Source organism: Streptomyces sp. NBC_00102 (assembly GCF_026343115.1).
Classification (GTDB): domain Bacteria; phylum Actinomycetota; class Actinomycetes; order Streptomycetales; family Streptomycetaceae; genus Streptomyces.
The window spans coordinates 3,728,622-3,752,155 of the sequence record NZ_JAPEMC010000001.1; the positions used below are offsets into that span (position 1 = coordinate 3,728,622).

A 23,534-nucleotide genomic window follows, 5' to 3' on the forward strand; every position below is an offset into this window, starting at 1 on the left:
TGCCTGCGGCGGGTGTCACCCCCGCAGGTCCCGGCGCCGCAGTGCGGCGAGGCCCGCCGTCACCAGGGCCGCCGTCACCGCCGTGAGGGCGGCCAGGGCCCATCCCCGCAGGTCGTCCCCCGGGAGCTTCGGCAGGTGGGTGAAGGGCGAGACGTCGAGCGCCGCCTGCGGCAGGTCCACCGCCGGGCCGATCCAGCCGAGCGCCAGGCAGAGCCCGGCCGCGCCCCACGAGCCGGCGGCGGCGATCCGGGGCGCCACCCCGTACAGCAGCACGGCCACCCCGCCGAGCAGCCAGATCGCGGGGAGCTGGACCAGGGCGGCGCCGAGCACGGCCGGGAGGCGGTGGCCGTAGCCGGCGGCGAGGCCCAGGCCGCCAGCGCCCATCACGGCGACCGCGCCGCCGAAGGCGAAGAGCAGGTGTCCACCGGCCCAGGCGGTCCGGGTGGCGCCCGCGACGAGCACGGGTTCGGCCAGGCCGCCGGTCTCCTCCGCGAGCGGCCGGAGCGCCGAGGAGACGGTGTACAGAGCCGCGACCATGCCGAGCATCCCGGCCATCGCGGCGAGGAACGCGTCGGTCAGCCCGGCCGCGCCGCCCATCCGCGCGATGATCTCGCGCGTCTGCTCGTTGCCGCCGACGAGGTCGGCGGCTCCGTCCGCGAGCCGGCCGAAGACGAGCCCGACGACGGCGAAGGACGCCGTCCATCCGGCCAGTGAGCCGCGCTGGAGCCGCAGCGCCAGTCCGTACGGGGTGGTGATCCGGCCGCGCGCGGGCCCCGGGCGGGTCGCGAACAGGCCGCTGCCCAGGTCCCGTCGGCCGGCCAGTGCGAAGGCGAGGGCGAGGAGCACGGCGGTACCGGCGGCGAAGGCGAGGAGCACCCACCAGCGTTCGCCGGCGTACGCGCGGGTGTTCTCCACCCAGCCGAAGGGGGAGAGCCGGGTCAGGACGGAGGAGCCGCCGGAGCTCGCCGCGTCACCGGCGGCCTTGAGGACGTACGCGGCGCCGATCGCCGCCGCGGTCAGCCCCTTGGCGGCGCGGGCGGTCCCGGTGAGCTGGGCGGCGACGGCGGCGGTGGCGGCGAAGAGCAGCCCCGTACCGGCGACCGCGAGGCCCAGCGCGTACGCACCGGGGCCGCCGCACCCGGCGGACGTCAGGAGGAGCACCACGAGCGTGGCGAGTGCCAGATCGGCCACCGCGGCGGCGAGGAGCGCTGCGGTCAGCGGGGCGCGGCGGCCGAGCGGCGCGGCGGAAAGCATCTCCTGACGGCCGGTCTCCTCCTCCTCGCGGGTGTGGCGCACGACGACGATCAGCGACATCACGGCGGCCATCGCCGCCCCGAAACCCCCCATCCGCCAGCTGACGAGCGCGCCCGCCGAGTCGCCGAGGACGGGCCCGTACAGCGCCCGGAGGCTGCCGTTGGCGTTCGTCGACGCGGCGAGGCCGGCGCGGTCGGCGACGGTCGGGTAGAGCGAGGCGAAGGAGCCGGCCACGGAGGCGAAGGAACCCGAGATCGCCAGCAGCCACACGGGGATCAGCACCCGGTCGCGGCGGAGCGCGAGCCGCAGCAGCGTGCCGGTGCCGGTGAACCGGCCGGAGCGGGCGAGGCGTTCGGCGCCGGCGTCGCCGGGACGGGGGAGCGCACCCGAGGTGTCCGTGGTCGTCGCCGAGGTCATCGCGCCGCCGCCCCGTCCTCGTCGCGGTTCTGTGTACCGCTGAGTGCTGTTTCGCCGTCCGCCGGCTCTCCGTCCGCATCTCCGCCGTCCGCCGCGTAATGGCGCAGGAAGAGTTCCTCCAGCGTCGGCGGGGCGCAGTTCAGGGCGCGTACCCCGGCGGCCGCCAGTGCGGCGAGTACGGCGTCGAGCTTGTCGGTGTCCACCTGGCAGCTGATCCGGGCACCCCGCGCCTCGTACCCGTGCACGCCGGGGAGTGAGGCCAGCCCGTGCGGTACGGAGACGAGTTCGGCGGTGATGCCGGTACGTGTCAGATGCCGCATTCCGGCCGGCGATCCGGTTTCCACCGTGCGGCCCCGGCGGATGATGCTCACCCGGTCGCAGAGGGCCTCGACCTCGCTGAGGAGGTGGCTGGAGAGCAGGACCGTGCACCCCCGGTCGCGCGCCTCGGTGACGCAGTCGCGGAAGACCGACTCCATCAACGGGTCGAGCCCGCTGGTGGGTTCGTCCAGGATCAGCAATTCGGCGTCGGAGGCGAACGCGGCCACCAGGGCGACCTTCTGGCGGTTGCCCTTGGAGTACGTGCGCCCCTTCTTCGCCGGGTCCAGCTCGAAGCGGCGGACCAGCGCGTCGCGCCGGGTCCGGTCGAGTCCGCCGCGCAGCCGTCCGTAGAGGTCGATGACCTCGCCACCGGTGAGGTTCCGCCAGAGGGTGACGTCGCCGGGGACGTACGCGAGGCGGCGGTGCAGGGCGACCGCGTCCTGCCAGGGGTCCCGGCCGAGCAGTCGTGCGGTGCCCGAGTCGGCGCGCAGCAGGCCGAGCAGGACGCGGATGGCGGTGGACTTCCCGGCGCCGTTGGGGCCGAGGAAGCCGTGCACCTCCCCGTGGTCCACGGAGAGTTCGAGACCGTCCAGTGCGGGGGTCCGGCCGAACGACTTGTGCAGTCCGGACACGGAGATGGCCGTCGTCATGGATCCGAAAGTACGCGGGTTTCACAAATTTCTGAAGTTAAAGAACCGTATAAAGTCGGGAGCCGGACGACATCCTGAGCCGGGCCGTGTGGGACAACCCCAGGACCGGCCGGCGGGCCGGATCGGGAGGGCGGAACGGCGATGGGCGAGGGTACGGGCGGTACGGGCGCGCGGGGCGATCAGGCCCGGGACGGGGAGGCTGAGGCCGTCTCGCGGTTCGTCGAACGCTTCGCGGCCGACATGACGGAGGCGGGCATGCAGCGCATGGCCTCGCGGGTCTTCGCCGCGCTCCTCGCCGACGACGACGCCACCATGACCTCGGCCGAACTCGCCACCGGGCTCCGGATCAGCCCGGCCGCCGTCTCCGGCGCGATCGGCTATCTCACCCAGGTCGGCATGGTCGGCAGGGAACGCGAACCGGGCTCCCGCCGCGACCGCTACCGGCTCCACCACGAGATCTGGTACACCACCTTCGCCGGACGCGACCGGGTCATGACCCGCTGGGAGCAGACCCTCCGCGACGGGGCCCGCTCTTTCGGCGAGGACACCCCGGCGGGCGCGCGGCTCGCGGAGACGGCGGAGTTCTTCGAGTTCGTCCAGGACGAGCTGGTCACGATGATGGAGCGCTGGAAGGCCCGGCAGGAGGCCAATCGGGAGGCCGATCGGGAGGCCGATCGGGAGGCCGGAGGGGAGCCCCGCCGGTGAACCGCGGGTCGGAGACGGCGGCGATACTGGCCGCTGTCCGCGGACAGGCGCCGCGGGCGAGAGCCGCTTTCGAGAGCCGTGGAGGCACCGCGTGAAGATACGGCCCGTACGGCGACGTACCGCGCTCCTGGGCGGCGCCCTCGCCGGGGTACTGGTCCTGGCCGTCCTGGCCGGGGGTGCGGAGGCCGTCGCCCGGCATGTGGTGGACGGGCGGGTGGAGAAACTGGCCGGTGAGCGGCTGGGGTCCGAGGTGACGGCCGACAGCGACGGCTGGGGTCTCGTGGCGCTCACCCGCGGCAGGCTGGGCACCCTCACCCTGCACGCGGAGGACGCCACCCTCGACGGGCTGGACGGGATCACGGTCGACGCGGAGCTCCGGGACCTCACCGTCCCCCGCGGAGACGGCCGGGCGTCGGTGTCCGGCAGCAGCGCCCGCGCCGAGGTGCCGGCCGAGGCCCTGCGCGACCAGGTCACCGCGGCGGGCGGCGCGTTCGCTTCGATGGTCGGTGACGTCGAACCCCGGCCGGGGGACGGGACGCTGCGGATCATGCTGGGCTCGGGCGGCCTCGGGCAGGCCGACGTACGGCCCGAACTGCGCGACGGCGCCGTCCGCTTCACCCTGACCGGCGCGAAGATGTTCGGCGTCGACGCCCCGAAGGCCGTGACCGACACCATCGAGTCCGCCCTCACCGGGCTGTCCGCGGACGGCAAGGGCGGCCTGGGCGGCCTGGGCGGTCTCGCGGGCGGGACGGGCGCGGCCGATCCGGAGAGCCCGCAGGGCGCGGCCGTCGCTCTGGGGCTGCGCCCCACCGCCGTCACGGTCACCGAGAAGGGGCTGCGGGTGGACCTGAAGGGCGGACCGGCCACCTTCGACAAGGACATCGGGGCTCAGGACACGAGCCGCTGAGCCCGCGCGGGCCTCAGGCCGCGGCCTCCGCCGCCGGGACCATCAGCCCCCAGGCGTCGGCCAGGACCGTCCATGTGCGCCGCCGGACCGGGCCGTGGAGCTGTATGTCGGCCCGGTAGCGGAAGTCGGGGCCGGAGACCGTCACCGCCTTGGCCTCCGCCGTCACGGTCTCGCCGCCCGTTGCGCGTACCACCACCTCCGCCAGGCCGCCGCCGTTCCGCGAGGTCACGGTGACCGCCTCCACCGGCCGGTCCAGGTCGTTGAGGAGGACGCCGTCGGCCTCCACCCGGAGGCGGTAACCGGGGGTCCCGGTGGTGGCCGACGCCGGGAGGGGGCGGACCAGGGTGCGGACCAGCGAGACACAGGTGTCCCAGACGGCCGTGACGCCCGAGTGGGAGGGGGCGCTCGTGCCGTCCGTGCTCTGACCGGGGGCGGGCGGGGGCGCGGGGATGTCCACGCCGCCCAGGACCACACCGTCGCTGTCGTCGACGAGCAGGTCGAGGTGGTGCACCGTCCCGTCCAGTGCCGTGCGCGCCGCCGCCACCGCTCCGCGCGGCACGCCGAGGGCGTAGGCGAGGCGGAGGGCGGGCGGGGCGCCGACGGGGACCAGCGCCAGGGCGCTGTCGGCCAGCTCCCGGTCACGGTGCAACTGGGCCACCGCCCGGAGCAGGGCGTGGTCGTCGCCGATGACCACCGGCCGCCTGCTGCCCCGCCGGGACAGGGCGCGGGCGAACTCCTCCGGGGTCTCCGGAAGAGAGATCTTGGCGTGCGCTCCGGCGTTCAGCACGTCCTTCGCGATACGGACGGACTCGCCGTCGGTCCGGCGGGCAACCGGGTCGATGACCACCAGCAGCTGGTGGCCGTCGTCGCCGGGGGGCTCTGCAGCCGACACCTCGGTCCTTCCTCGGGTAGCATCTTGGTGCAAGAGCCCCTTGCGCTATTGCGCCAGGGGCTTCGTCTATTCCGGGGCACCCGGTTCGACGGCTCAGGCTTTGTCGTACATCGTCGTATGGCAAGTACGACCTTTACGTACGCCCCTGACCTTGGACATGCCCCGCCCGGAAGGGGTGTACGCCTGTGCCCGCACTTGTGCTGCTCGGTGCTCAGTGGGGTGACGAGGGCAAGGGGAAGGCCACCGATCTCCTCGGTGGATCCGTCGACTATGTGGTGCGATACCAGGGCGGCAACAACGCCGGTCACACGGTTGTCGTAGGCGACCAGAAGTACGCACTGCATCTCCTCCCCTCCGGAATTCTGTCACCGGGTTGTACCCCGGTGATCGGTAACGGTGTCGTGGTCGACCCGGCCGTGCTGCTCTCCGAACTGAGCGGTCTGAACGAGCGGGGCGTCGACACGTCCAAGCTTCTGATCAGCGGCAACGCTCATTTGATCACCCCGTACAACGTCACGCTCGACAAGGTGTCGGAACGCTTCCTCGGTAAGCGGAAGATCGGCACGACCGGCCGCGGAATCGGCCCGACGTATGCCGACAAGATCAACCGTGTCGGTATTCGCGTGCAGGACCTCTACGACGAGTCGATCCTCGTCCAGAAGGTCGAGGCGGCCCTGGAGCAGAAGAACCAGCTTCTGGCCAAGGTCTTCAACCGCCGCGCGATCGAGGCCGAGGGCATCGTCGAGGAGATGCTCCAGTACGCGGAGCAGATCAAGCCGTTCGTCGCCGACACGACGCTGATCCTCAACAACGCCATCGACGACGGCAAGGTCGTGCTCTTCGAGGGAGGCCAGGGCACCCTGCTCGACGTCGACCACGGCACCTACCCCTTCGTCACCTCGTCGAACCCGACCGCGGGCGGCGCCTGCACCGGTGCCGGCGTGGGACCGACGAAGATCAGCCGGGTCATCGGCATCCTGAAGGCGTACACCACGCGCGTCGGCTCCGGCCCGTTCCCGACGGAGCTGCTGGACGCGGACGGCGAGGCCCTGCGCCGCATCGGTGGCGAGCGCGGTGTCACCACCGGCCGTGACCGTCGCTGCGGCTGGTTCGACGCTCCGATCGCGCGGTACGCGACCCGGGTCAACGGCCTGACCGACTTCTTCCTCACCAAGCTCGACGTGCTCACCGGCTGGGAGCAGATCCCGGTCTGCGTGGCGTACGAGATCGACGGCAAGCGCGTCGAGGAGCTGCCCTACAACCAGACCGACTTCCACCACGCGAAGCCGATCTACGAGAACCTCCCGGGCTGGTCCGAGGACATCACCAAGGCGAAGACCTTCTCCGACCTGCCGAAGAACGCGCAGGCCTACGTGAAGGCGCTGGAGGAGATGTCGGGCGCTCCGATCTCCGCGATCGGCGTCGGCCCCGGCCGTACCGAGACGATCGAGATCAACTCTTTCCTGTAGGGGTTCCCTCAGGGGTACCGCACGAGCACGACGACGGCCGCGGGCCGGGACACGCACCGTGTCCCGGCCCGCGGCCGGTTCTCGTTCTCGCTTTCGGACCGGGGCTCCGGGTCGCCGGGGCTCCGGCGGCCTGGTGGCCTGGCGGCCCGGTGGCCCGGTGGCCCGGTGGTCTTCAGGGGCCGTCGCCGCACAGCGGGTACGCCTGCGGGGCCGAGCAGGGCACGTGGCCGTGGTTGCGCAGGGCCTGCTGGTCGTTGCTGTTCACGTAGTCGAGGAAGCGGGCGGCGAGCGAGTCGGCGGCCGGCTTCTCGTAGGTGTACGCGTACTCGACGACCCAGTACGGATAGCCGCTGGTGGTGATCTTCTCGGGAGACGGCTCCTTGCCGTCGATGGTGATGCGGTGCAGGCCCTTCGGCGCGGGAGTGCCGGTGCGCAGTTCGCTGTAGCCGATCGCTCCGTCCACGGTTTTGACGGTGCGCAGCACCTCGTCGGTGCTGCTGAGTTCGCAGCGGGTGACCGGCACCTTCGGGTCGTCGCGGGTGAGGCAGTCGCGGGACGACGTGGGGACGGGTTCGTTGCCGCCCAGCACCCGCTGCTGGAGGGCCACCCGGGTGCCCGAGTTCGCGTCCCGGCTCACGAGCCGGATCTCCAGGTCGGGGTTGCCGGGGAAGTGGTTCCAGTTCCGGATCTCGCCCCGGTAGATCCGCCTCACGTCGTCCAGCGACAGGTCCCGCACGCGCACCTTGTCGTTGACGACGAGCGAGAACAGCACCACGGCGACCCTGCTGTTCTCGCTCAGCTCCGGGTAGCCGTCCGGCTTCGGGTCGTCGGAGAAGACGACCGTGGCGGGGGCGGCGCCGCGTTCGGCCAGGAGCCGGATTCCGGCGTCACTGCCGTGCATGTCCACGCTGATCGAGGAGCCCTCGCAGGCCCGCGTGTACAGTTTCGCCATCTCGGTCACGGCCGGCTGGAAGGCGGTGGATCCCGCCACCCGCAGGGTGCCCCGGGCGCATTCGACCGGCGGCGGGGTGCGGTCGAGCGCCAGGATGATCGAGGAGAGCGTGACGACTCCGACGGTCAGAGCGACGGTGATGAACCGGGCGGCCCGGCTGAAGACCGGCGGTTTCTCGTCCGGGCGGGCCGCGCTGTTGACCCGTACGTCCCCGTCCCGGATGCCGCCGACTACCTTGATCGGGCTGCCCACTTCGCCACCGGTGAGCAGTACCAGGAGTTTGAAGTGCTGGTGGCGATTGAGGGGCACGCGCGGGAGCCGTATGAGCCCGCCCTCCTGCCGCATCCCGGCGGCAGGGGTGAAGTGCTCCATCAGGTGGCCGGCCTCGACGGGCTGGGTGACGGCTATCCCGCGCACCGTCCGGTCGGTGAACTCCACGGTCAGACCGTGCCGGTCGATGCCGGTGTAGTCGTCGCGGGAGATGGACTGCGAGCCGTCGTTCTCGATGCGCAGCAGGACGAGGGTGGCGTCCGACATGTCGGGGGTCTCGTCGAAGAGCCCCAGCCGGACGTTGACGCCGCTGCCGATCGGGGTGTCCATCTGGACCCGGTACCCGATGCGCCGCGGGGCCGGAATGCGGCGCTCGTACCAGAGCACCCCGACGGAGACCAGCACGCCGATCGCGGCGGTTCCGACGGCCACCACGTTCTCGGGGGTGAACCAGCTCACGGCTGCCTCCTCGCGCTGCGTCGTGCGTACCGGACCGCGCGGCGCGCCCGGCGCGGCCCTCGGGCGGCCACCGTACGAGCGGGAGGACGGGTGCGGAGCTGCGGAAGGAGTGTTGTCGGCCGGTGTTCGCCTCCTGTTCAGCTCGGACCCGGGAAGGGGGCTGGCCGGTTCAACTCTGTGCAGGGGATGGCGTGTTCGGGCGCGGTGGCTTCGGGTTCGCGCGGGGGTGACAACCGGGTGGTCAGAAGGCCGCCCTGTAGTACTCGCCGGGTTCGCCGCTCTCGCCGTCCGCGCTCATGCCGTGCACCAGCAGCCGTTCGCGGCCCCGGTAGGTGTCGACCCGCAGGTACCGGGAACCGTCGGAGAAGCAGTCGGGGTCGGAGCGGTCCACCGGCGCGAGGGTGTCCGGCCCGGCGATCAGCAGATCGCCCACGCCTGCGACGACGGCGGTGCTGGCGCAGTCGACGGGGTCGGGGGCCGGCAGCCCGGTGTCGAAGTCCAGCTTCGGGCTTCTCGATACGTACCGGATGAGTGGGGCGCCCACCGGTCCCTGCGTGACGGTGAGGTCGTACTGGTAGAGACGCCTTTGCCGGGGGCCCGGTTCGGGGGCGCGCTTCCAGCGCCCGAGGAAGGTGGCAGGGACGGCGCGGGGACCGCTCGCGGCGCGGCGGAACGTCGTGTGAACCGCTCCGGAGGTCCACTCCATGACGTCGGGCGAGCGTACGGTCAGCGTCTGACGGCCGACCGGGGCGCACCGGCCCGCGGGGATGCCGGTGGTCACGTCGCTCTCGTCGAGGACGAGGTGGTCCGGGTAGGCGCCGACGAGGACGGACCGGCCCATGCAGAGACGTTCGCCGAAGACCTGGATGTAGGTGGCGGTCCGGTGGCCTCGGGTGCCCTGCTCGATCTCGATCCGGCCGGTCTCGAACGGGGAACCGCCGGAGCCCCTGAGCACGCCCTCCCAGGCGCCGAGGTAGACCTCGGGGATGTCTCCGGGGCCGGTGCTTCCCCGCGGGCGGGGGCCGTTGCCGCTGGAGTCGTCGCCGTAGTTGCCGGTGCCGGTGCCGGTGCCGGTGTCGGTGTGGGGGGTGTCGGGGTCCTTCGCCAGGTCGGCGGATTCGCCGGGGCCACCGAATCGGCCGAGGCCGGCGAGCCCGCCCGCGGTGTAGTGCTGGAGGGCCAGGCCCGCGCCGAGGAGCCCTGTGACCGCGCAGGCGGCGACCAGAGCGGAACGCCTCCGTGGGTGGCCACCCACGGGAACGTGGGTGGTGGTCGCGGGGTGTGCTGCCGGTCTTGTTGCCGGGGCTGTCGCAGGAGGTGTTGCCGGATTTGCTGACGTGCTGGTTGACGGGTCTGCTGTCGGGTCTGCTGTCGGGTCTGTTGCGGTGGGCGTCGCCCGCCCGGCGGGTGGGGTGGGTGCCGGGGTGACGCTCTCGGGGGCGGGCGTGTCCGTGTCCAGCAGCCGGGCCGCCTGGGAACCGAGTACGGCCAGGAGCTCGGGCGGCAGCCACGCTTCGGGCCGTCCGTCTCGCCGCGCCGGAGCCGACCGGGCCAGGGCTTCGGCGGTGGGCCGGCGGTCCGGGTCGCGGTCCAGGCAGGACCGCACCAGCGGGCCGAGTTCGGCGGGCAGTGCGGTCAGGTCCGGCTCGTTGTTGGCGATCCGGAACATGATCGCGTGCACGCCGCTGTCGGACGCCCCGAAGGGCTGTACCCCGGTCGCCGCGTACGCGAGGACCGCGCCGACACAGAAGATGTCCGAAGCGGCGGTGACCTTCTCGCCGCGTACCTGCTCGGGCGACATGAACCCCGGAGAGCCGATCACCGCGCCGGTGCTGGTCAGGCCGCCGTCCGTGACCGTCTCCACCGCACGGGCGACGCCGAAGTCGATGATGCGGGGGCCGTCCACGGTCAGCAGGATGTTGGACGGTTTCAGGTCGCGGTGGACGAGGCCCGCCGCGTGGATGTGGATCAGCGCACGCCCGAGCCCGGCGGCCAGGAAGCGCACCGAGGCCACCGGCAACGGCCTTGCTTCCGGGAGGGCTTCGGACGCGGCTTCGGTTGCGCTGCGCTCGGCGCCCGACAGGCGTCGGCCGCCGTCCCGCGCGTCCCCGTCCCGTCCCCACTCGTCCTCCACGTACTGGTCCCGCGTGGGCTTGTCCCGTCTCGGACGCCGGTCGCCCACGACGGTACGGAGCGAGGGGCCGGGTACGTACGCGATGGCCACCCACGGCAGGGCCGCCTCCGTGTCCGCCGCGATCACCGGAGCGGTGCCGGCGTCGCCGACGCGTTCCAGTGCGGCGACCTCCCGGGCGAACCGGATCCGGAACTCGTCCACCACCGCGAACTGGGCGTGTACGACCTTCACCGCCACGGTCCGTCCGCTCTCCGAGCGGGCGAGATAGACGCGTCCCATCCCTCCCGTGCCGAGGCGGCCGAGCAGCCGGAACGGGCCCACATGAGGAGGATCTTGAGGAGTCAGCGGGTCCACGTCCGGGATACTCGCACACCGGTCGGCCGGGTGGTGCGGTACCGCGCCCCGACGGCCGAAGCGGAATCTGACGGGAGTGTTCCGCGGCCACGGGCATCCGCTCGGGTGCTCGAGTTCCGGGACCGGTCGATCTCTCGAACTGAGTTGCGGTGGAGGGGGTCCGGGAGAGGGGGGAGCCATCCGAATCTTTTGGTGGGGCGGATACCCGTCCGGGAACCCGTGCTTCCTAAATCCTTTATGGATAAGCCCTGTTGAGTGTGGGTGTGCGGTGTTCGGTGAGCCGTGGATCCGGCGCGGAGGGCTCCGGCGGGCGGTGGGCGAAGCTTGGTCCAGACCTTGACAGGTCCAGACCATTCTCGCTTGAGTGTCCGCACCCCCACACGACGGCGCGCCTCCGGAACGGTCAGAAGTCCGGACGCAGCGTCGCACCGAAGGAGTGATCACGTGTTCCGACGCGTCATGGGACTTCTCGCAGCGGCGGCGGCCGTCGCGGCGACAGTCGTCGTCCTTCCCGCGGGTTCGGCCTCCGCGGCGACCTGCGCCCCCGCCTGGAACTCCTCGTCCGTCTACTGGGGCGGCGACTCCGCTTCCCGAGGCGGGCACAACTGGACCGCCAAGTGGTGGACCCAGAACGAGATTCCCGGCACCACCGACGTCTGGTCCGACGCCGGCACCTGTGGCACCGGCGGCGGCACCACCGACCCCGGGACGCCGGGCACCTCCGGCTTCGTCGTCAGCGAGTCGCAGTTCAACCAGATGTTCCCGAGCCGGAACTCCTTCTACACGTACTCCGGGCTGACGGCTGCCCTGAGCGCCTACCCCGGCTTCGCCAACACGGGCAGCGACACGGTCAAGCGCCAGGAGGCGGCAGCCTTCCTCGCCAACGTCAACCACGAGACCGGCGGGCTGGTGTACGTGGTCGAGCAGAACACGGCCAACTACTCGCACTACTGCGACACCTCGCAGTCCTACGGCTGCCCGGCGGGCCAGTCCGCCTACTACGGCCGCGGCCCGATCCAGCTGAGCTGGAACTTCAACTACAAGGCCGCCGGTGACGCCCTGGGCATCAACCTGCTGTCCAACCCCAACCTCGTCCAGACGGACGCGGCCGTCGCCTGGAAGACCGCCCTCTGGTACTGGAACACCCAGAGCGGACCGGGCACGATGACCCCGCACAACGCCATGGTCAACGGTGCCGGGTTCGGCGAGACCATCCGCTCCATCAACGGCTCCATCGAGTGCAACGGCGGCAACCCCGCCCAGGTCCAGAGCCGCGTCAACTCGTACCAGTCGTTCACCTCGATCCTGGGAGTCTCCCCCGGTTCGAACCTGAGCTGCTGATCCGCCACCTCTTCCGAGGCCGCTCCACGAGCTGCTTCCGCGCCACCGTCTCCACCTCCTCCTCCGTTTGACCGGGCGGGGGGTGCGACCGGCCATCGGCCGTGCCGCGCCCCCCGCTTCGGCGTTCCGGAGTCGGAGTTGGCAAGATCCGTGTGCATGACATCCGAGACATCCGACAGCGGCAGCCTGCCCACCCCCACCACGACCGCCGAGCGGATAGCCCTCGTCGACCGCGTGATCGGCCTGCCCTTCCCTCAGGGCGAGGAGGCGGAGGACAGCGGGGTACGGAGCAGCGGTCCCAGCCACCACCTGCTCATCCTGCGCGCGAGCGAGGACTTCTGGGACGGGCGCCAGGAGGAGACGGCGGAACCGGCCGAGGAGGAGATCGAGGCCGAGTTCAGCGCCGTGGCGACGGCGCTCACCGAACGCTGGGGCGAGCCCGAGACGGTCGACCTGTGGCCCTGGCTCGCAGGCGGCGACGAGACGGAGACGGAGATGGCCTCCGCGGCCCCCGAACCCCTGGGGCAGCTCTGCAACCTGGCCGGGAGCATGCAGGTCTGGCGCATCCCCGGTACCACACGCTGGCTCGGCCTCACGGTGGGCCAGGCCGACCCGGAGTTCCCGATCTGGCTGCTTGCCGCGGTCGGTGAGGCTGAGGTCCTGGAGTCCGGACTCCCCGGCGAGGGGGACTCCGAGGACGACGACGCCGCCGAACTCTGAGTCCGCGAACCCGAGCCCGATTCCGACCCCGACCCCGACCTGTCCTGAGCGGCCTGCCTCAGGATCGGCGCTCCCCGAACCGCCACAGCACGTGGATGACGCGGAGTACCGCGAGCACACCTCCGACCGAGACTCCTGCGATGAGCAGGGCTTTGTCGACGGCGGGCGAGAGGTCCCAGACGGCGGCTGGGCCGGCGATGGCGGCGAACACGACGCCCCCGGCGAAGCATGCGCTGAGCAGCGCGTAGCCGATCTCCACGGTGATGTCGTCCCGGTCCTGCTGCGTGCGCCGCCCCGTTGCCATGTCCGAAGAGTGACAGCCGATGCAGCCCAGGTCCAGCCTGCGGGGCCGGGGGTGGAGGCCCTGTTCCGGAAGGGCGTGATCGCATGCCCCGCAATTTCCCCGAGAAACAGTCGAATTCGCGCGTGTGGACCGGAGTTGTAAGGGCAACAGAAGCTCTGGAGGTTGATAATCATGGTTCCCCTGCTTCTCGTTCTTCTTCTGGCCGTCATTCTTTTCGGTGCGGGATTCGCGCTCAAGGCGCTGTGGATCGTCGCGGCGATTGTCCTTGTTCTCTGGCTGATCGGTTTCGTGGCCCGTCCGAAGGGTGGCAGCCACCGCTGGTACCGGTGGTAGTTCGCACCAACCACGCGTACGAGAGATTCGCTGAACACAGAGGGTCCGCTCCCGATGGGCGGGCCCTCTTCGGCGTTCCCATGCGTCTGCGAGGTGTAAGCGCAACGCTCTGCAGGAAAGGGGAGTGGCCGGATGGCGACGACTGAGGGGACGTCACATGATTTCGGTGAAAAGGAAGGAGGAGGTGTGGTGCATGAGCCCGACGATGCCGGGCAGGCGAAGTTCAGGACGGGAGCCGCTCGCGCGGCAGAAGGTCTCGTTCCGCCGAGCAACCCACCACTTTCCGGCAACGAGAGAGGAAGCCGTAAAGATGAGCGAGAACATCTGGGGCTACCAGCCCACCGCCGGCCACACCGCGGGTACCGATCTGGTCGGTTACAAGGTCGAAGCGACCGACGGCAGCATTGGCAAGGTCGACAAGCACTCCGACGAGGTCGGCTCCTCCTATCTGGTGGTCGACACCGGAATCTGGATCTTCGGTAGGCACGTCCTGCTCCCGGCAGGCACGGTGCGCCGGGTCGATCCGGAGGAGCAAAAGGTCTACGTGGACCTCGACAAGGAGCAGATCAAGAGCGCTCCGGAGTTCGAAAAGGACTCCCACCTGGGGAATCCTGAGTTCTTCGAGACCACGGGCGAGCACTACGGGCGCCACCGTCGCATCTGACCCCGCCGCGTACGGAAACGGGCCACGGGGTCCCGTGGGGTCGTCCCTCGCAGGTTCGCTCCCGAGGGGGAGCGGATGGAGATCGGACCACCGCGCGGGGTCGCTGGACCCTGACGGGTCGGGTCGGGCAGAGCACATCTGTCCGGTCCGGCCCGTTTCCGTGCGCCTGCGGTTCGGGGGACCGGGCTCCGGCACCCGACCCGCCCGGTGCCCGGGCACGCCGTCCCCCCGGGAGTAACGGAATACATGCCGATTCCCTTGCGCGGATGGCATATCCGTGATCGAGGAAAAGGGGTGCAGGAGTGTGGGTGTGGCGGGTATCCGCCCTGCCCATCGCGGGAACCCATTCGTGATCCGCCTCCATGCAAGCGAACCGTCACACACGTCAGGCTGTCCCGAATGCTGGCCACTACTGACTTCATCAGCGGGCGGCCCTGGAGAACCTCCGGTGCGGTGAACTCTCCGCCCGTGATTACTGGTGAAGTCGTTGGCGGCGACGGGGAATCTCCCGGTCCGCACCCCGGGGCTCCTTCTCTCGACCGGTCCGGGCGCCATGGTGCGAAGTGCGAGCACACGTCCTGAAGTCGGCGGCTGGAGCTGGTGGGAGAGGGCGAGGCGCATTCCTGGTTCGAGCGAGTGAGCATCGACAGCGGCGCCCCGAGGGTGCCCCCAACATTTCGATTTCCGAAGGGAATCGAGGCCGCTCCTTTGTGTGTACCGGAACTTGCGTACGGGGTCGCGGGCCGGGGTGCGGGTCTCAAAAGCGGTCGCCTTGATCCGGGATGGAGTGGGCTGTGGGACACCGCTCACGGGGGCCTCGACTTCATCGACCACCGGGGCTCCTCGTGCTTTCTGCGTCACAGGCACCGAAGGGCATGGCCGGACTCCGTGATTGCTCAGCCGCGCGAAGTCCGCTGCCGGGCCACGCGGCACATCGGAGTGAAGGAGCCGCCGAGCCGCTGCCAGACGCAGTTCTGCGAGCCGAAGACGCACACGGTCCTGACCTCGGGCGGCGACTCCTCCAAGGACGATGCGACGCTCGACGGCTACGAGGGCAGGTGGCGGACCTACTCGTGTACCTCCGACGACAGGGCGCCGCGAGACTGCGGCTGACCCGTCGCCGATTGTGTTCGGCCGGTGCGAGGGTGTGGGGGTGGGGGCGAGCGCGGGGGTGGGTGAGCTCTGCATCGGGGTGCCTTTCCATTGCGGCGACCGCCCTGTGAAGGGAAGTCCGCGTCCTTGGTCCGTCACTCATTTACAGAGCGCCGTCCCGCCGGAAAGGTTGATGAGACCGGGGCACACTGCCCACGATCGAGTGAAACGTCGGCCTTCGCTTGCCGGTGCCCCGCCGAAACGGATCGGGATCGGTCAGTCGAGCAGGCTGCTGAGCGTCACGTACATCACGACCCGGTCGGTGCGGTCCTCGGTCAGGCCGACTCACAGGTCCCGCCGGTCGAGCAGCAGTCGGCCGTTGGGCGGCACGTCTCGTGGGTGATGCCGAGACGGCGAACGATGTCCTGGTAGGAGAGGCCGCCCTCGCTGCCGATCGTCAGCAGGCGGTAGCAGTTGCCGGAACCGCACCCCTCGCTCTGTGACGTTGCGGTCAGCCCTGCGGGCAGGGCGGGTACGTCGGAGCCGGAGGGCGGCGAGACCTCGGGCTGTGCGAGGGCGTAGAGCAGGGCAGCGACGAGGGCGAGCGCGAACTGCGTGCCCGTGAAGCGGTTCCTGCGTGCGTCGGTGGCTGCGGCCGGCCGGCGGCGCGGGGCCGTGACTGAGGTTTGGCCGACTCGGAGGGGGTCGGTGTGGTGAACTGGCAGGTCGGGGGCCAGCGTTGAGGTGGTGGGGGTTAATGTCCGCTAAGTCGGATTCGGTGAAGTTGGCCTGGGAGTCGACTGGCGCCGGATAAACCCGCAGGTCAGGAAGAGTGCTCCCCGCGCGTGCGGGGATGGTCCCCTGACCGCCCGCCAGCGCCGCGTACGGGTGGTGTGCTCCCCGCGCGTGCGGGGATGGTCCCCGCGTGTTGTCGGGACGGACCGTTCTTGGGCTGTGCTCCCCGCGCGTGCGGGGATGGTCCCAAACTCACGTGGGGTTCAGCACACCGAAGTGTGTGCTCCCCGCGCGTGCGGGGATGGTCCCCACGCCGGGATCTACGACAGCGCCGGGTACACGTGCTCCCCGCGCGTGCGGGGATGGTCCCCTCTCCCACCGCGCCTGGAGTGAGTCCATGATGTGCTCCCCGCGCGTGCGGGGATGGTCCTGCGGCTCTGAAGTGCAGCGATGGTCTGCATGAGTGCTCCCCGCGCGCGTGCGGGGATGATCCCTGGTCATGCACTGCGAGGCTGGCACGGTCGTGGTGCTCCCCGCGCGTGCGGGGATGGTCCCGTTCCGGGATCGGCGTCGGTCTCGGCGAAGTTGTGCTCCCCGCGCCTGCGGGGATGGTCCCGGGTCACGGTAGGGGTTGATGCGCCAGAGGCCGTGCTCCCCGCGTCCGCGGGGCCCCGGCCCGGACGTCACCGACGCGCACGCGCACCCCACCCAACGCCCAACGCCCGCCCCACCCCACGCCCAAACGCCCAACGCCCGCCCCACCCCACGCCCAAACGCCCCGCCCAACGCCCAACGCAACGCCCAACGCCCCACCCCCCCACCCCGCCCCACCCCCGACACTCTGCCGACCCCCGCCCTCCACTCCGTACAACGTGGTCATGGAGCGCCGTGCCTCGCAGCGCCTACGCTCACCGGCATGACCGCTGAAGCCCTTCGTGGCAACCCAGTCCCGTTCGTCGACCAGGCTGCCGGTGCGGCGGTGAAGGCCGCTGACCGGGCGCATGTCTTCCACTCCTGGTCCGCCCAGGGGCTGCTCGATCCGCTGGCCGTGGCGGGGGCGGAGGGCTCGTACTTCTGGGACTACGAAGGGAACCGCTACCTCGACTTCACGAGTGGGCTCGTCTTCACCAACATCGGCTATCAGCACCCGGTCGTCGTCGCCGCGATCCAGGAGCAGGCGGGCAAACTCGCCACCTTCGCGCCCGCGTTCGCGATCGAGGCCCGGTCCGAGGCGGCGCGGCTGATCGCTTCGCACACACCGGGTGACCTGGACAAGATCTTCTTCACCAACGGTGGCGCCGAGGCGGTGGAGAACGCCGTGCGGTTGGCGCGGGTGCACACCGGGCGTACGAAGGTGCTTTCGGCGTACCGCTCGTACCACGGGTCCACGTCGACCGCGATCAACCTGACCGGTGACCCGCGCCGTTGGGCCTCCGACACCGGGTCGGCGGGGGTGGTGCGGTTCTGGGCGCCGTTCCTGTACCGCTCGCCCTTCTATGCGACGACCGAGGCGGAGGAGTGCGCCCGCGCGCTCCAGCACCTGGAGGACACCATCGCGTTCGAGGGGCCCGGCACGATCGCGGCGATCGTGCTGGAGACGATCCCGGGTACGGCGGGCATCATGACCCCGCCTCCCGGTTACCTCCTGGGTGTGCGCGAGATCTGCGACCGGTTCGGCATCGTCTTCGTGCTGGACGAGGTCATGGCCGGCTTCGGGCGTACCGGTGAGTGGTTCGCCGCCGACCACTACGGGGTGGTGCCCGATCTGTTGACCTTCGCCAAGGGCGTCAACTCCGGTTACGTGCCGTTGGGCGGGGTGGCGATCAACGCGGAGATCGCGGCCACCTTCGAGACCCGCCCCTATCCCGGTGGGCTCACCTACTCCGGCCACCCGTTGGCCTGCGCCGCCGCCGTCGCCACGATCCGGGTGATGGAGGAGGAGAAGGTGGTGGAGTCCGCCGCACGGCTCGGCGAGAAGGTGCTCGGCCCGGGGCTGCGCGAGCTGGCGACGCGTCACCCGTCGGTCGGCGAGGTGCGGGGCGTCGGTGCGTTCTGGGCGCTGGAGTTGGTACGGAACGGGGAGACGCGCGAGCCGCTCGTCCCGTACAACGCGACGGGGGAGGCCGCGGCGCCGATGGCGGCGTTCGGGGCGGCGGCGAAGAAGCGGGGGCTGTGGCCCTTCATCAACATGAACCGCACCCACGTCGTGCCGCCCTGCAACATCGGCGAGGCCGAAGCGCGGGAAGGGCTCGCGGTGCTGGACGAGGCGCTGACGGTCGCGGACGGTTACACGGTCTGATCTGGACCGCCCGCACGTCCGAACCGGCACTGCCCCGAGGCTGAACGGTCGTCGTGTAACGGCGAACGAGCCGCTCGCGGGAGAAATGCCCGAAATCAACGCCATGCGCGGGAGGATTTCCCGTCAAAAGCGACGGCCTCCCGTGCCTGTCCCCGTATCGCCCGCTCTGCCCACCCTGCCCGGATCCGGGCAGGGTGGGCCTGCCTTAAGGTGTCCCGAACAGAAAAATGCGGAGGGAACGGGATGAGCCCGAGCGGAGGTGTGACCCGCAACACGCTGCGCCGCCAGATCTCCGGTGCGCTGCGTGACGAAGTGCTTGCGGGGCGTCTGCCGTCGGGCAAGGAGTTCACCGTCAAGCAGATCGCCGAGCAGTACGGGGTCTCCGCGACGCCCGTCCGCGAGGCGCTCTTCGACCTGGCCTCGCAGGGGCTCCTCGTCTCCGACGAACACCGCGGTTTCCAGGTCCGCGCGTTCACCGCGGGGGATTACCGCTCCATCGTGCAGGCCCGTGCCGTCATCGTGGAGGGCGTCTTCAGCGGCTGCCATCCGATCACGGTCCGGGGCGAGGCGATGACCTCCGTCCGGCGCCGTGCCTCCGAGGCCGCGCGTGCCGCGAGGGGCGGCGATCTCGATGTGCTGATCGGTTACGACCTTCGCTTCTGGCGGGAGCTGAGCGCGTTCGTCGGCAACCCGAACATCAGCGACTTCCTCGCCACCCTCCGCGTCCAGGGCTGGGTCTTCCTGGTGCACCGGCTGCGTACGAGCGCGGAGCGGGACCGGCTGCTCTGGCTGGACCACGAAGCGCTCGCCGAGGCTGTCACCGCAGGGGACCGGGCGGCCGTGCTGGCGATACTGCGCGCGTACTACGCCCGGGAACAGGAGTGGGCGGAGCGGCTCCTCGCCGTGGAGTCGATCGCGACGGACGGCGGCCGCTGAGCCGCCCCGGCCCGGGCCCTGCCCAAAAGAGCGACCCGGCCCCGACTTCCGAGACCGAACCCACCCCGACCTCCGGGACCGACCCCGCCCCGACTTCCGAGACCGCCCCGGCCTCGCCTCCCTCCGAGAACGACCGGACCGCGCTGCCCCTTTGGGCCCTGCTACGGCCCAGCTCCGTCCCCCGGTCGCTGCCCCTTCGGGCCCTGCCGTTGCCCCCGAACCCCTGGGGCGGTGGCGACACGTGTGATCCCTTGCGGCGCATGGGGTGTTCCGCGATTGCCGTGCCCGGATTCGTCCCGATTCCGTGACCGCACGAACCCTGTGCGCGGCCCACCCGTCGCATTACGCTGTCCCGACGAGCGCCCAACCCGTGTGAGAGCGAGACTTCGTGGCCTGTGACCTGTGGCTCGTCCCCCTCGTCGATGTGCTGTGCCACAGCCCCGACAACCCATTCGCCGAAGAGATCGCCGTCTTCGACCACGCGCTGGGGGAGGCAGGTCTCCCGCCCGTTCCCGTGTACGCGTACATGCCGGGGCTCACCGGGGACGTCGCCCCGGTCGCGGGCTTCGACTACGAGGCGCTGCACTTCCTGCGCCGGGCCTATCTGCTCCAGCTCAGCGGGCTGGCGGTCACTCCGGTCGACGGTCTGGGCGGGGACTACGAACAGCTCCTGGAGATGTTCGAGCAGAGCGCTCAGCAGTCGCACCTGGTCTGGCACTTCGACCATGCGGGGGCGTACGTCCCGGTGGACTTCCCGGTACCCCTCTCCAACGACACCCTGCTGGAGGGCGGCGGTCCGCTCGGGTCCTCGCACGGCCTGCTGCGCGAACTGGAGTTCGTCGCCCCGTCCCTCGGTATCGATCCCGGTAACCCCCCGGCGCCGCCCGCGCCGCCCACCAGGCCCACCGAGCTGGAGGAGCCGGCCGACCCGATCGCGTACGACGAGAGCCCGTTCGCCAGGGAGCGGCACGTCTGGCTGGGCCTGCATGCGGCGGCGACCCGCAGCCTCGCGCAGGGCTCGATGATCATCTTCAGCTGACAGTGACAGTGACAGTGACAGTGACACCCACAGCCACAGCGAAGCCACAGCCACAGCCACAGCCACAGCGCCAGCGTCATCGCCGGCGACTGAGGCAAGAACGCCCTGAAGCAGTCCTGAAGCAGTCCTGAAGCAGTCCGGAAGCAGTCCGGAAGCAGTCCTCAAGCAGCCCTGAAGCCGCCGGAGCCCTCCCGACGACGTGCCGGATCACCTCACCGGGGCGGCTCCGGCGGCCGTTGGCGGGGCATGTTCGGCCGGGTCACCGAGGGGAGCGAGAAGCGGCCCGGCGGCCCGCTCTGCTCGCCCCGGCCGATGCCGGCGCCCGTCGCGAGGGACTGCATCCCCATCGGGGCGGGTCCGGCGCGGAACTCCACCATCCAGTCCGCGGTCTCGGACCGTACGAGTTCCGTGATGTCCTCGGAAAACCGGCGCAGCACCCCGAGGCAGCGCTCGGCCGCCTCGCTCGCGGTGCCCTCGGTGGGGCCGAGCACCTCGCGTACGGACTCCGAGGCCCAGTCGAACTGGAGCACCTGGAGCCTGCGTTGTACGGCCTGCGCCGTGGCGAGATCCCTTATCCAGCCGGAGGTCAGGCCGAAGTACCGGTCGCAGGCCATGCAGGCGGCGCCGAGCAGCAGGGAGAAGTAGCCGTATCCGGCGGAGCCGTTCAGCGCGCCCGTCAGGTCGAGCAGCGGCAGCGTCGCGCCCGCGACGACGCCGACCGAGGTGCCGACCCGCAGCCCGCGCGCGCCGCGCCGCTTCCAGGTGCGGTCCTTCAGGTACCAGGCCGCCGTCTCCAGGGCGCCCGTCTCGACCCACCGGTACAGCTCGTCCAGGCGTTCGGCGGGCTCGCCCCAGTCGCCGAGCGGGAAGGGGCGGGCGGAGAGATCGCGTCCCGGTCCCGCCGGGCCGCCCGGTTCCTGGGCGGAATGCGTGACTCCGGTGCTGTCACCGGACGACCCCGCAGCGGATTCCTTGCGGGGCGGCCCCTCGGGCGGCATCTCCGGCTGGCTCACCGGGGCACTCCTCTGCACTCTGCGTGGAACTACGGAGGGTCTGTCTCGGGTATCTCCACTGACGTTCACCGACGCCGCCGACCGGCCCGCTCAGGGCCCGTTGCGCCAGCTCCGGCGACTGGCCGTGCTGACTCTGCGCTACCGGCGGTGCGATTGGTGTGTGGCGGTACGCATGCTCTTCCTACCGCCGAATGGTGGGCCCTGGGAGCGAAAACGCGGTATTACAGCGTGCTGTCGGCCTCTGGTCAGGTATAGGGCGTTTTCTTGGTGCCACAAAACTCACTCGAAAGAGTTGCGTCCGATGGGTGGAGCGGGGCACCCGACGAGCACGTAGGCTCGTTTTAGCCAAACATCCGCCCTCGAGAAGCCCAGGAGTGACCATGATTCCCGGTGGTGGCCAGCCCAATATGCAGCAGCTGCTCCAGCAGGCCCAGAAGATGCAGCAGGATCTCGCGGCGGCCCAGGAGGAGCTGGCGCAAACCGAGGTGGAGGGTCAGGCGGGTGGTGGTCTGGTGAAGGCCACCGTGAACGGCTCCGGTGAGCTGCGCGCCCTGGTGATCGACCCGAAGGCGGTGGACCCCGAGGACACCGAGACCCTGGCCGATCTCGTCGTCGCGGCGGTCCAGGCGGCCAACGAGAACGCCACCGCGCTCCAGCAGGAGAAGCTCGGCCCGCTGGCGCAGGGCCTGGGCGGGATGCCCGGCCTGCCGTTCTGAGCGCTGTCGGCCTTTGGTCCCGGTGACCCTCGGGTGACCCGGGCTCCCCGGCACCCCTATGGGTACCCACGCGTACCCACTACGGTACGAGCAGGAATTGAAGGAAAGGCGTTCCGTTGTACGAAGGCGTTGTTCAGGACCTCATCGACGAACTGGGAAGGCTCCCGGGCGTCGGTCCCAAGAGCGCGCAGCGGATCGCCTTCCACGTTCTGCAGGCGGAGCCCACCGATGTGCGGCGCCTCGCCCATGCCCTCCTGGAGGTCAAGGACAAGGTCCGTTTCTGCTCGGTCTGCGGCAACGTCGCCCAGCAGGAGCAGTGCAACATCTGTCGCGACACCCGCCGCGACCTGACGGTCATCTGCGTGGTCGAGGAGCCGAAGGACGTCGTCGCGATCGAGCGGACCCGTGAGTTCCGGGGCCGCTACCACGTGCTCGGCGGCGCGATCAGCCCCATCGAGGGCGTGGGTCCCGACGATCTGCGCATCCGTGAGCTGCTCGCCCGGCTCGCCGACGGCTCCATCACGGAGCTGATCCTGGCGACCGACCCGAACCTTGAGGGCGAGGCCACCGCGACGTACCTGGCGCGGATGATCAAGCCCATGGGGCTCCGCGTCACCCGTCTCGCCAGTGGTCTGCCCGTGGGCGGAGACCTGGAGTACGCGGACGAGGTGACCCTGGGCCGCGCCTTCGAGGGGAGACGGCTTCTCGATGTCTGAGACGGCTTCACGATGTCCGGCGCGGGTACGTTGCAGAAGTTCCAGCCAGCCGCCGTTCGTGCAGGTGCCCACGGGAGGTTCCCTCGATGTCTGACGCCACGCTGAACTCCGTCACGCAGGACCCGGACGACTTCGCCGTCCAGATCGCGGACCAGATCAAGACGTTCATCGTCGCGGTCACCGAGGTGTCCAAGGTCCAGGAACCGGAGGAAGCCGTTCCGGTCCTGCTGCTCCAGGTCTCCCAGCTGCTCCTCGCGGGCGGCCGGCTGGGCGCGTACCAGGACATCCTCCCGGACGAGCGGTACGAGCCGGACCTGGGCGCCGAGCCGGACGCGGACGGCCTGCGGGAGCGGTTCGCCGCCCTGCTGGAGCCGATCGACGTGTACTCCGAGGTCTTCGACCCGTACGAGCCCCGCAAGGCGCCCGTACCGCACCGGATCTCCGACGACCTGGCCGACCTCGTCACCGACCTCGGCCACGGTCTCGCCCACTACGAGGCGGACCGCACGGCCGAGGCGCTGTGGTGGTGGCAGTTCTCGTACTTCTCCAACTGGGGCTCGACGGCCTCCGCGACCCTGCGGGCGCTCCAGTCGCTGATCGCGCACATCCGTCTCAACCAGCCGCTCGCGGAGCTGGACGGTCTCGACACCGACCAGGACCCGGGCGACGACGACCTCGCCGAGGCCGCGGGTCTGGTGATGGTCCAGGAGATCGCGGGCCCGCTGGGGCTGCGCCCGGTGAAGTAGCGAGAGAAGGCCGAAGGGGCCGGGGCACCCACGTGACGCTGTTGGCGAATTCACCAACAGCGTCACCCACGTGTCCCGGCCCCTTCGGCGTCGGGACAC

The 23,534-nt window shown here is 70.8% G+C and carries 21 protein-coding genes and 1 CRISPR repeat array; of the genes, 14 read left to right on the forward strand and 7 right to left on the reverse strand.

Translation table 11 applies throughout. The features are described 5' to 3' along the window. Positions 1–15 precede the first annotated feature (15 nt). Both OHA55_RS16665 and OHA55_RS16670 read right to left on the reverse strand, forming a co-directional pair. The gene (locus tag OHA55_RS16665; RefSeq protein WP_266707055.1) at positions 16–1,671 is read right to left on the reverse strand and encodes an ABC transporter permease; all 1,656 of its coding nucleotides are present in this window, start codon (positions 1,669–1,671) and stop codon (positions 16–18) included. Further along, positions 1,668–2,639 (reverse strand): ABC transporter ATP-binding protein, encoded by a 972-nt coding sequence (locus OHA55_RS16670; RefSeq protein WP_266707057.1) that lies wholly within the window; start codon positions 2,637–2,639, stop codon positions 1,668–1,670. The genes OHA55_RS16665 and OHA55_RS16670 overlap by 4 nt, the downstream gene beginning before the upstream one ends. 141 nt (positions 2,640–2,780) lie before the next feature. Between OHA55_RS16670 and OHA55_RS16675 the strand changes: the two genes are divergently transcribed. Both OHA55_RS16675 and OHA55_RS16680 read left to right on the forward strand, forming a co-directional pair. Next, positions 2,781–3,344, forward strand: coding sequence for a GbsR/MarR family transcriptional regulator (locus OHA55_RS16675; protein WP_266707059.1), 564 nt, complete (start codon positions 2,781–2,783; stop codon positions 3,342–3,344). Between the two features lie 91 nt (positions 3,345–3,435). After that, on the forward strand, positions 3,436–4,251 hold the full coding sequence (locus OHA55_RS16680; RefSeq protein ID WP_266707061.1) for a hypothetical protein: 816 nt from the start codon (positions 3,436–3,438) through the stop codon (positions 4,249–4,251). A gap of 13 nt (positions 4,252–4,264) precedes the next feature. Here the strand turns inward: OHA55_RS16680 and OHA55_RS16685 are convergent, their stop codons facing one another. Further along, the gene (locus OHA55_RS16685; RefSeq protein WP_266707063.1) at positions 4,265–5,143 is read right to left on the reverse strand and encodes a diacylglycerol kinase; all 879 of its coding nucleotides are present in this window, start codon (positions 5,141–5,143) and stop codon (positions 4,265–4,267) included. Between the two features lie 185 nt (positions 5,144–5,328). On the opposite strand from OHA55_RS16685, the gene OHA55_RS16690 reads away from it, so the two are divergent. Further along, a complete protein-coding gene (locus OHA55_RS16690; RefSeq protein WP_266707065.1) occupies positions 5,329–6,612 on the forward strand; it encodes an adenylosuccinate synthase in 1,284 nt (427 codons plus the stop codon). 172 nt (positions 6,613–6,784) lie between these two features. Here the strand turns inward: OHA55_RS16690 and OHA55_RS16695 are convergent, their stop codons facing one another. Together OHA55_RS16695 and OHA55_RS16700 are read right to left on the reverse strand one after the other, a co-directional pair. Next, positions 6,785–8,293 (reverse strand): PstS family phosphate ABC transporter substrate-binding protein, encoded by a 1,509-nt coding sequence (locus OHA55_RS16695; RefSeq protein WP_266707067.1) that lies wholly within the window; start codon positions 8,291–8,293, stop codon positions 6,785–6,787. A gap of 241 nt (positions 8,294–8,534) precedes the next feature. Beyond that, entirely contained in the window at positions 8,535–10,781 is a 2,247-nt protein-coding gene (locus tag OHA55_RS16700; RefSeq protein WP_266707069.1) for a serine/threonine-protein kinase, read from the reverse strand. Positions 10,782–11,225: 444 nt separating this feature from the next. On the opposite strand from OHA55_RS16700, the gene OHA55_RS16705 reads away from it, so the two are divergent. Continuing rightward, positions 11,226–12,122 (forward strand): glycoside hydrolase family 19 protein, encoded by an 897-nt coding sequence (locus OHA55_RS16705; protein ID WP_266707071.1) that lies wholly within the window; start codon positions 11,226–11,228, stop codon positions 12,120–12,122. 156 nt (positions 12,123–12,278) lie between these two features. Beyond that, on the forward strand, positions 12,279–12,842 hold the full coding sequence (locus OHA55_RS16710; protein WP_266707073.1) for a hypothetical protein: 564 nt from the start codon (positions 12,279–12,281) through the stop codon (positions 12,840–12,842). Positions 12,843–12,900: 58 nt separating this feature from the next. On the opposite strand, the gene OHA55_RS16715 is transcribed toward OHA55_RS16710, so the two are convergent. Beyond that, positions 12,901–13,146 carry a DUF6332 family protein gene (locus OHA55_RS16715; protein ID WP_266707075.1) on the reverse strand — a complete coding sequence of 82 codons (246 nt, stop codon included), beginning with the start codon at positions 13,144–13,146 and terminating at the stop codon, positions 12,901–12,903. Positions 13,147–13,317: 171 nt separating this feature from the next. Here OHA55_RS16715 and OHA55_RS16720 point away from each other — a divergent pair, with 171 nt between their 5' ends. From OHA55_RS16720 to OHA55_RS16745, 6 genes are all read left to right on the forward strand, one after another. Further along, positions 13,318–13,479 (forward strand): hydrophobic protein, encoded by a 162-nt coding sequence (locus OHA55_RS16720; protein WP_266707077.1) that lies wholly within the window; start codon positions 13,318–13,320, stop codon positions 13,477–13,479. A 310-nt stretch (positions 13,480–13,789) separates the two neighbouring features. Then, positions 13,790–14,143 carry a PRC-barrel domain-containing protein gene (locus OHA55_RS16725; protein WP_266707079.1) on the forward strand — a complete coding sequence of 118 codons (354 nt, stop codon included), beginning with the start codon at positions 13,790–13,792 and terminating at the stop codon, positions 14,141–14,143. Positions 14,144–15,031: 888 nt separating this feature from the next. Then, a complete protein-coding gene (locus tag OHA55_RS16730; RefSeq protein WP_266707081.1) occupies positions 15,032–15,256 on the forward strand; it encodes a hypothetical protein in 225 nt (74 codons plus the stop codon). Between the two features lie 811 nt (positions 15,257–16,067). Next, positions 16,068–16,647: a CRISPR direct-repeat array (repeat unit 29 nt; unit sequence GTGCTCCCCGCGCGTGCGGGGATGGTCCC). Positions 16,648–16,886: 239 nt separating this feature from the next. Beyond that, positions 16,887–18,269 (forward strand): aspartate aminotransferase family protein, encoded by a 1,383-nt coding sequence (locus tag OHA55_RS16735; protein ID WP_266707083.1) that lies wholly within the window; start codon positions 16,887–16,889, stop codon positions 18,267–18,269. Positions 18,270–18,512: 243 nt separating this feature from the next. Then, positions 18,513–19,205 carry a GntR family transcriptional regulator gene (locus OHA55_RS16740; protein WP_266707085.1) on the forward strand — a complete coding sequence of 231 codons (693 nt, stop codon included), beginning with the start codon at positions 18,513–18,515 and terminating at the stop codon, positions 19,203–19,205. 388 nt (positions 19,206–19,593) lie between these two features. After that, a complete protein-coding gene (locus OHA55_RS16745; protein WP_266707087.1) occupies positions 19,594–20,244 on the forward strand; it encodes a hypothetical protein in 651 nt (216 codons plus the stop codon). A gap of 212 nt (positions 20,245–20,456) precedes the next feature. Here the strand turns inward: OHA55_RS16745 and OHA55_RS16750 are convergent, their stop codons facing one another. Then, positions 20,457–21,257, reverse strand: a complete 801-nt coding sequence (locus OHA55_RS16750) for an SLATT domain-containing protein (RefSeq protein WP_266707089.1) — start codon at positions 21,255–21,257, stop codon at positions 20,457–20,459. A gap of 380 nt (positions 21,258–21,637) precedes the next feature. On the opposite strand from OHA55_RS16750, the gene OHA55_RS16755 reads away from it, so the two are divergent. From OHA55_RS16755 to OHA55_RS16765, 3 genes are all read left to right on the forward strand, one after another. After that, positions 21,638–21,973, forward strand: coding sequence for a YbaB/EbfC family nucleoid-associated protein (locus tag OHA55_RS16755; protein ID WP_266710718.1), 336 nt, complete (start codon positions 21,638–21,640; stop codon positions 21,971–21,973). Between the two features lie 116 nt (positions 21,974–22,089). Then, positions 22,090–22,689, forward strand: a complete 600-nt coding sequence (recR, locus tag OHA55_RS16760) for a recombination mediator RecR (RefSeq protein WP_266707091.1) — start codon at positions 22,090–22,092, stop codon at positions 22,687–22,689. A gap of 86 nt (positions 22,690–22,775) precedes the next feature. Further along, entirely contained in the window at positions 22,776–23,435 is a 660-nt protein-coding gene (locus tag OHA55_RS16765; RefSeq protein WP_266707093.1) for a DUF5063 domain-containing protein, read from the forward strand. Positions 23,436–23,534 lie beyond the last annotated feature (99 nt).

Excerpts from the sequence above, each read along its gene's own strand:
- OHA55_RS16735 (WP_266707083.1), top strand. The coding sequence starts at position 16,887 with ATGACCGCTGAAGCCCTTCGTGGCAACCCAGTCCCGTTCGTCGACCAG.
- OHA55_RS16720 (WP_266707077.1), top strand. The coding sequence starts at position 13,318 with ATGGTTCCCCTGCTTCTCGTTCTTCTTCTGGCCGTCATTCTTTTCGGT.
- OHA55_RS16670 (WP_266707057.1), bottom strand. The coding sequence starts at position 2,639 with ATGACGACGGCCATCTCCGTGTCCGGACTGCACAAGTCGTTCGGCCGG.
- OHA55_RS16740 (WP_266707085.1), top strand. The coding sequence starts at position 18,513 with ATGAGCCCGAGCGGAGGTGTGACCCGCAACACGCTGCGCCGCCAGATC.
- OHA55_RS16675 (WP_266707059.1), top strand. The coding sequence starts at position 2,781 with ATGGGCGAGGGTACGGGCGGTACGGGCGCGCGGGGCGATCAGGCCCGG.
- OHA55_RS16755 (WP_266710718.1), top strand. The coding sequence starts at position 21,638 with ATGATTCCCGGTGGTGGCCAGCCCAATATGCAGCAGCTGCTCCAGCAG.
- OHA55_RS16725 (WP_266707079.1), top strand. The coding sequence starts at position 13,790 with ATGAGCGAGAACATCTGGGGCTACCAGCCCACCGCCGGCCACACCGCG.
- OHA55_RS16765 (WP_266707093.1), top strand. The coding sequence starts at position 22,776 with ATGTCTGACGCCACGCTGAACTCCGTCACGCAGGACCCGGACGACTTC.
- OHA55_RS16715 (WP_266707075.1), bottom strand. The coding sequence starts at position 13,146 with ATGGCAACGGGGCGGCGCACGCAGCAGGACCGGGACGACATCACCGTG.
- OHA55_RS16665 (WP_266707055.1), bottom strand. The coding sequence starts at position 1,671 with ATGACCTCGGCGACGACCACGGACACCTCGGGTGCGCTCCCCCGTCCC.
- OHA55_RS16710 (WP_266707073.1), top strand. The coding sequence starts at position 12,279 with ATGACATCCGAGACATCCGACAGCGGCAGCCTGCCCACCCCCACCACG.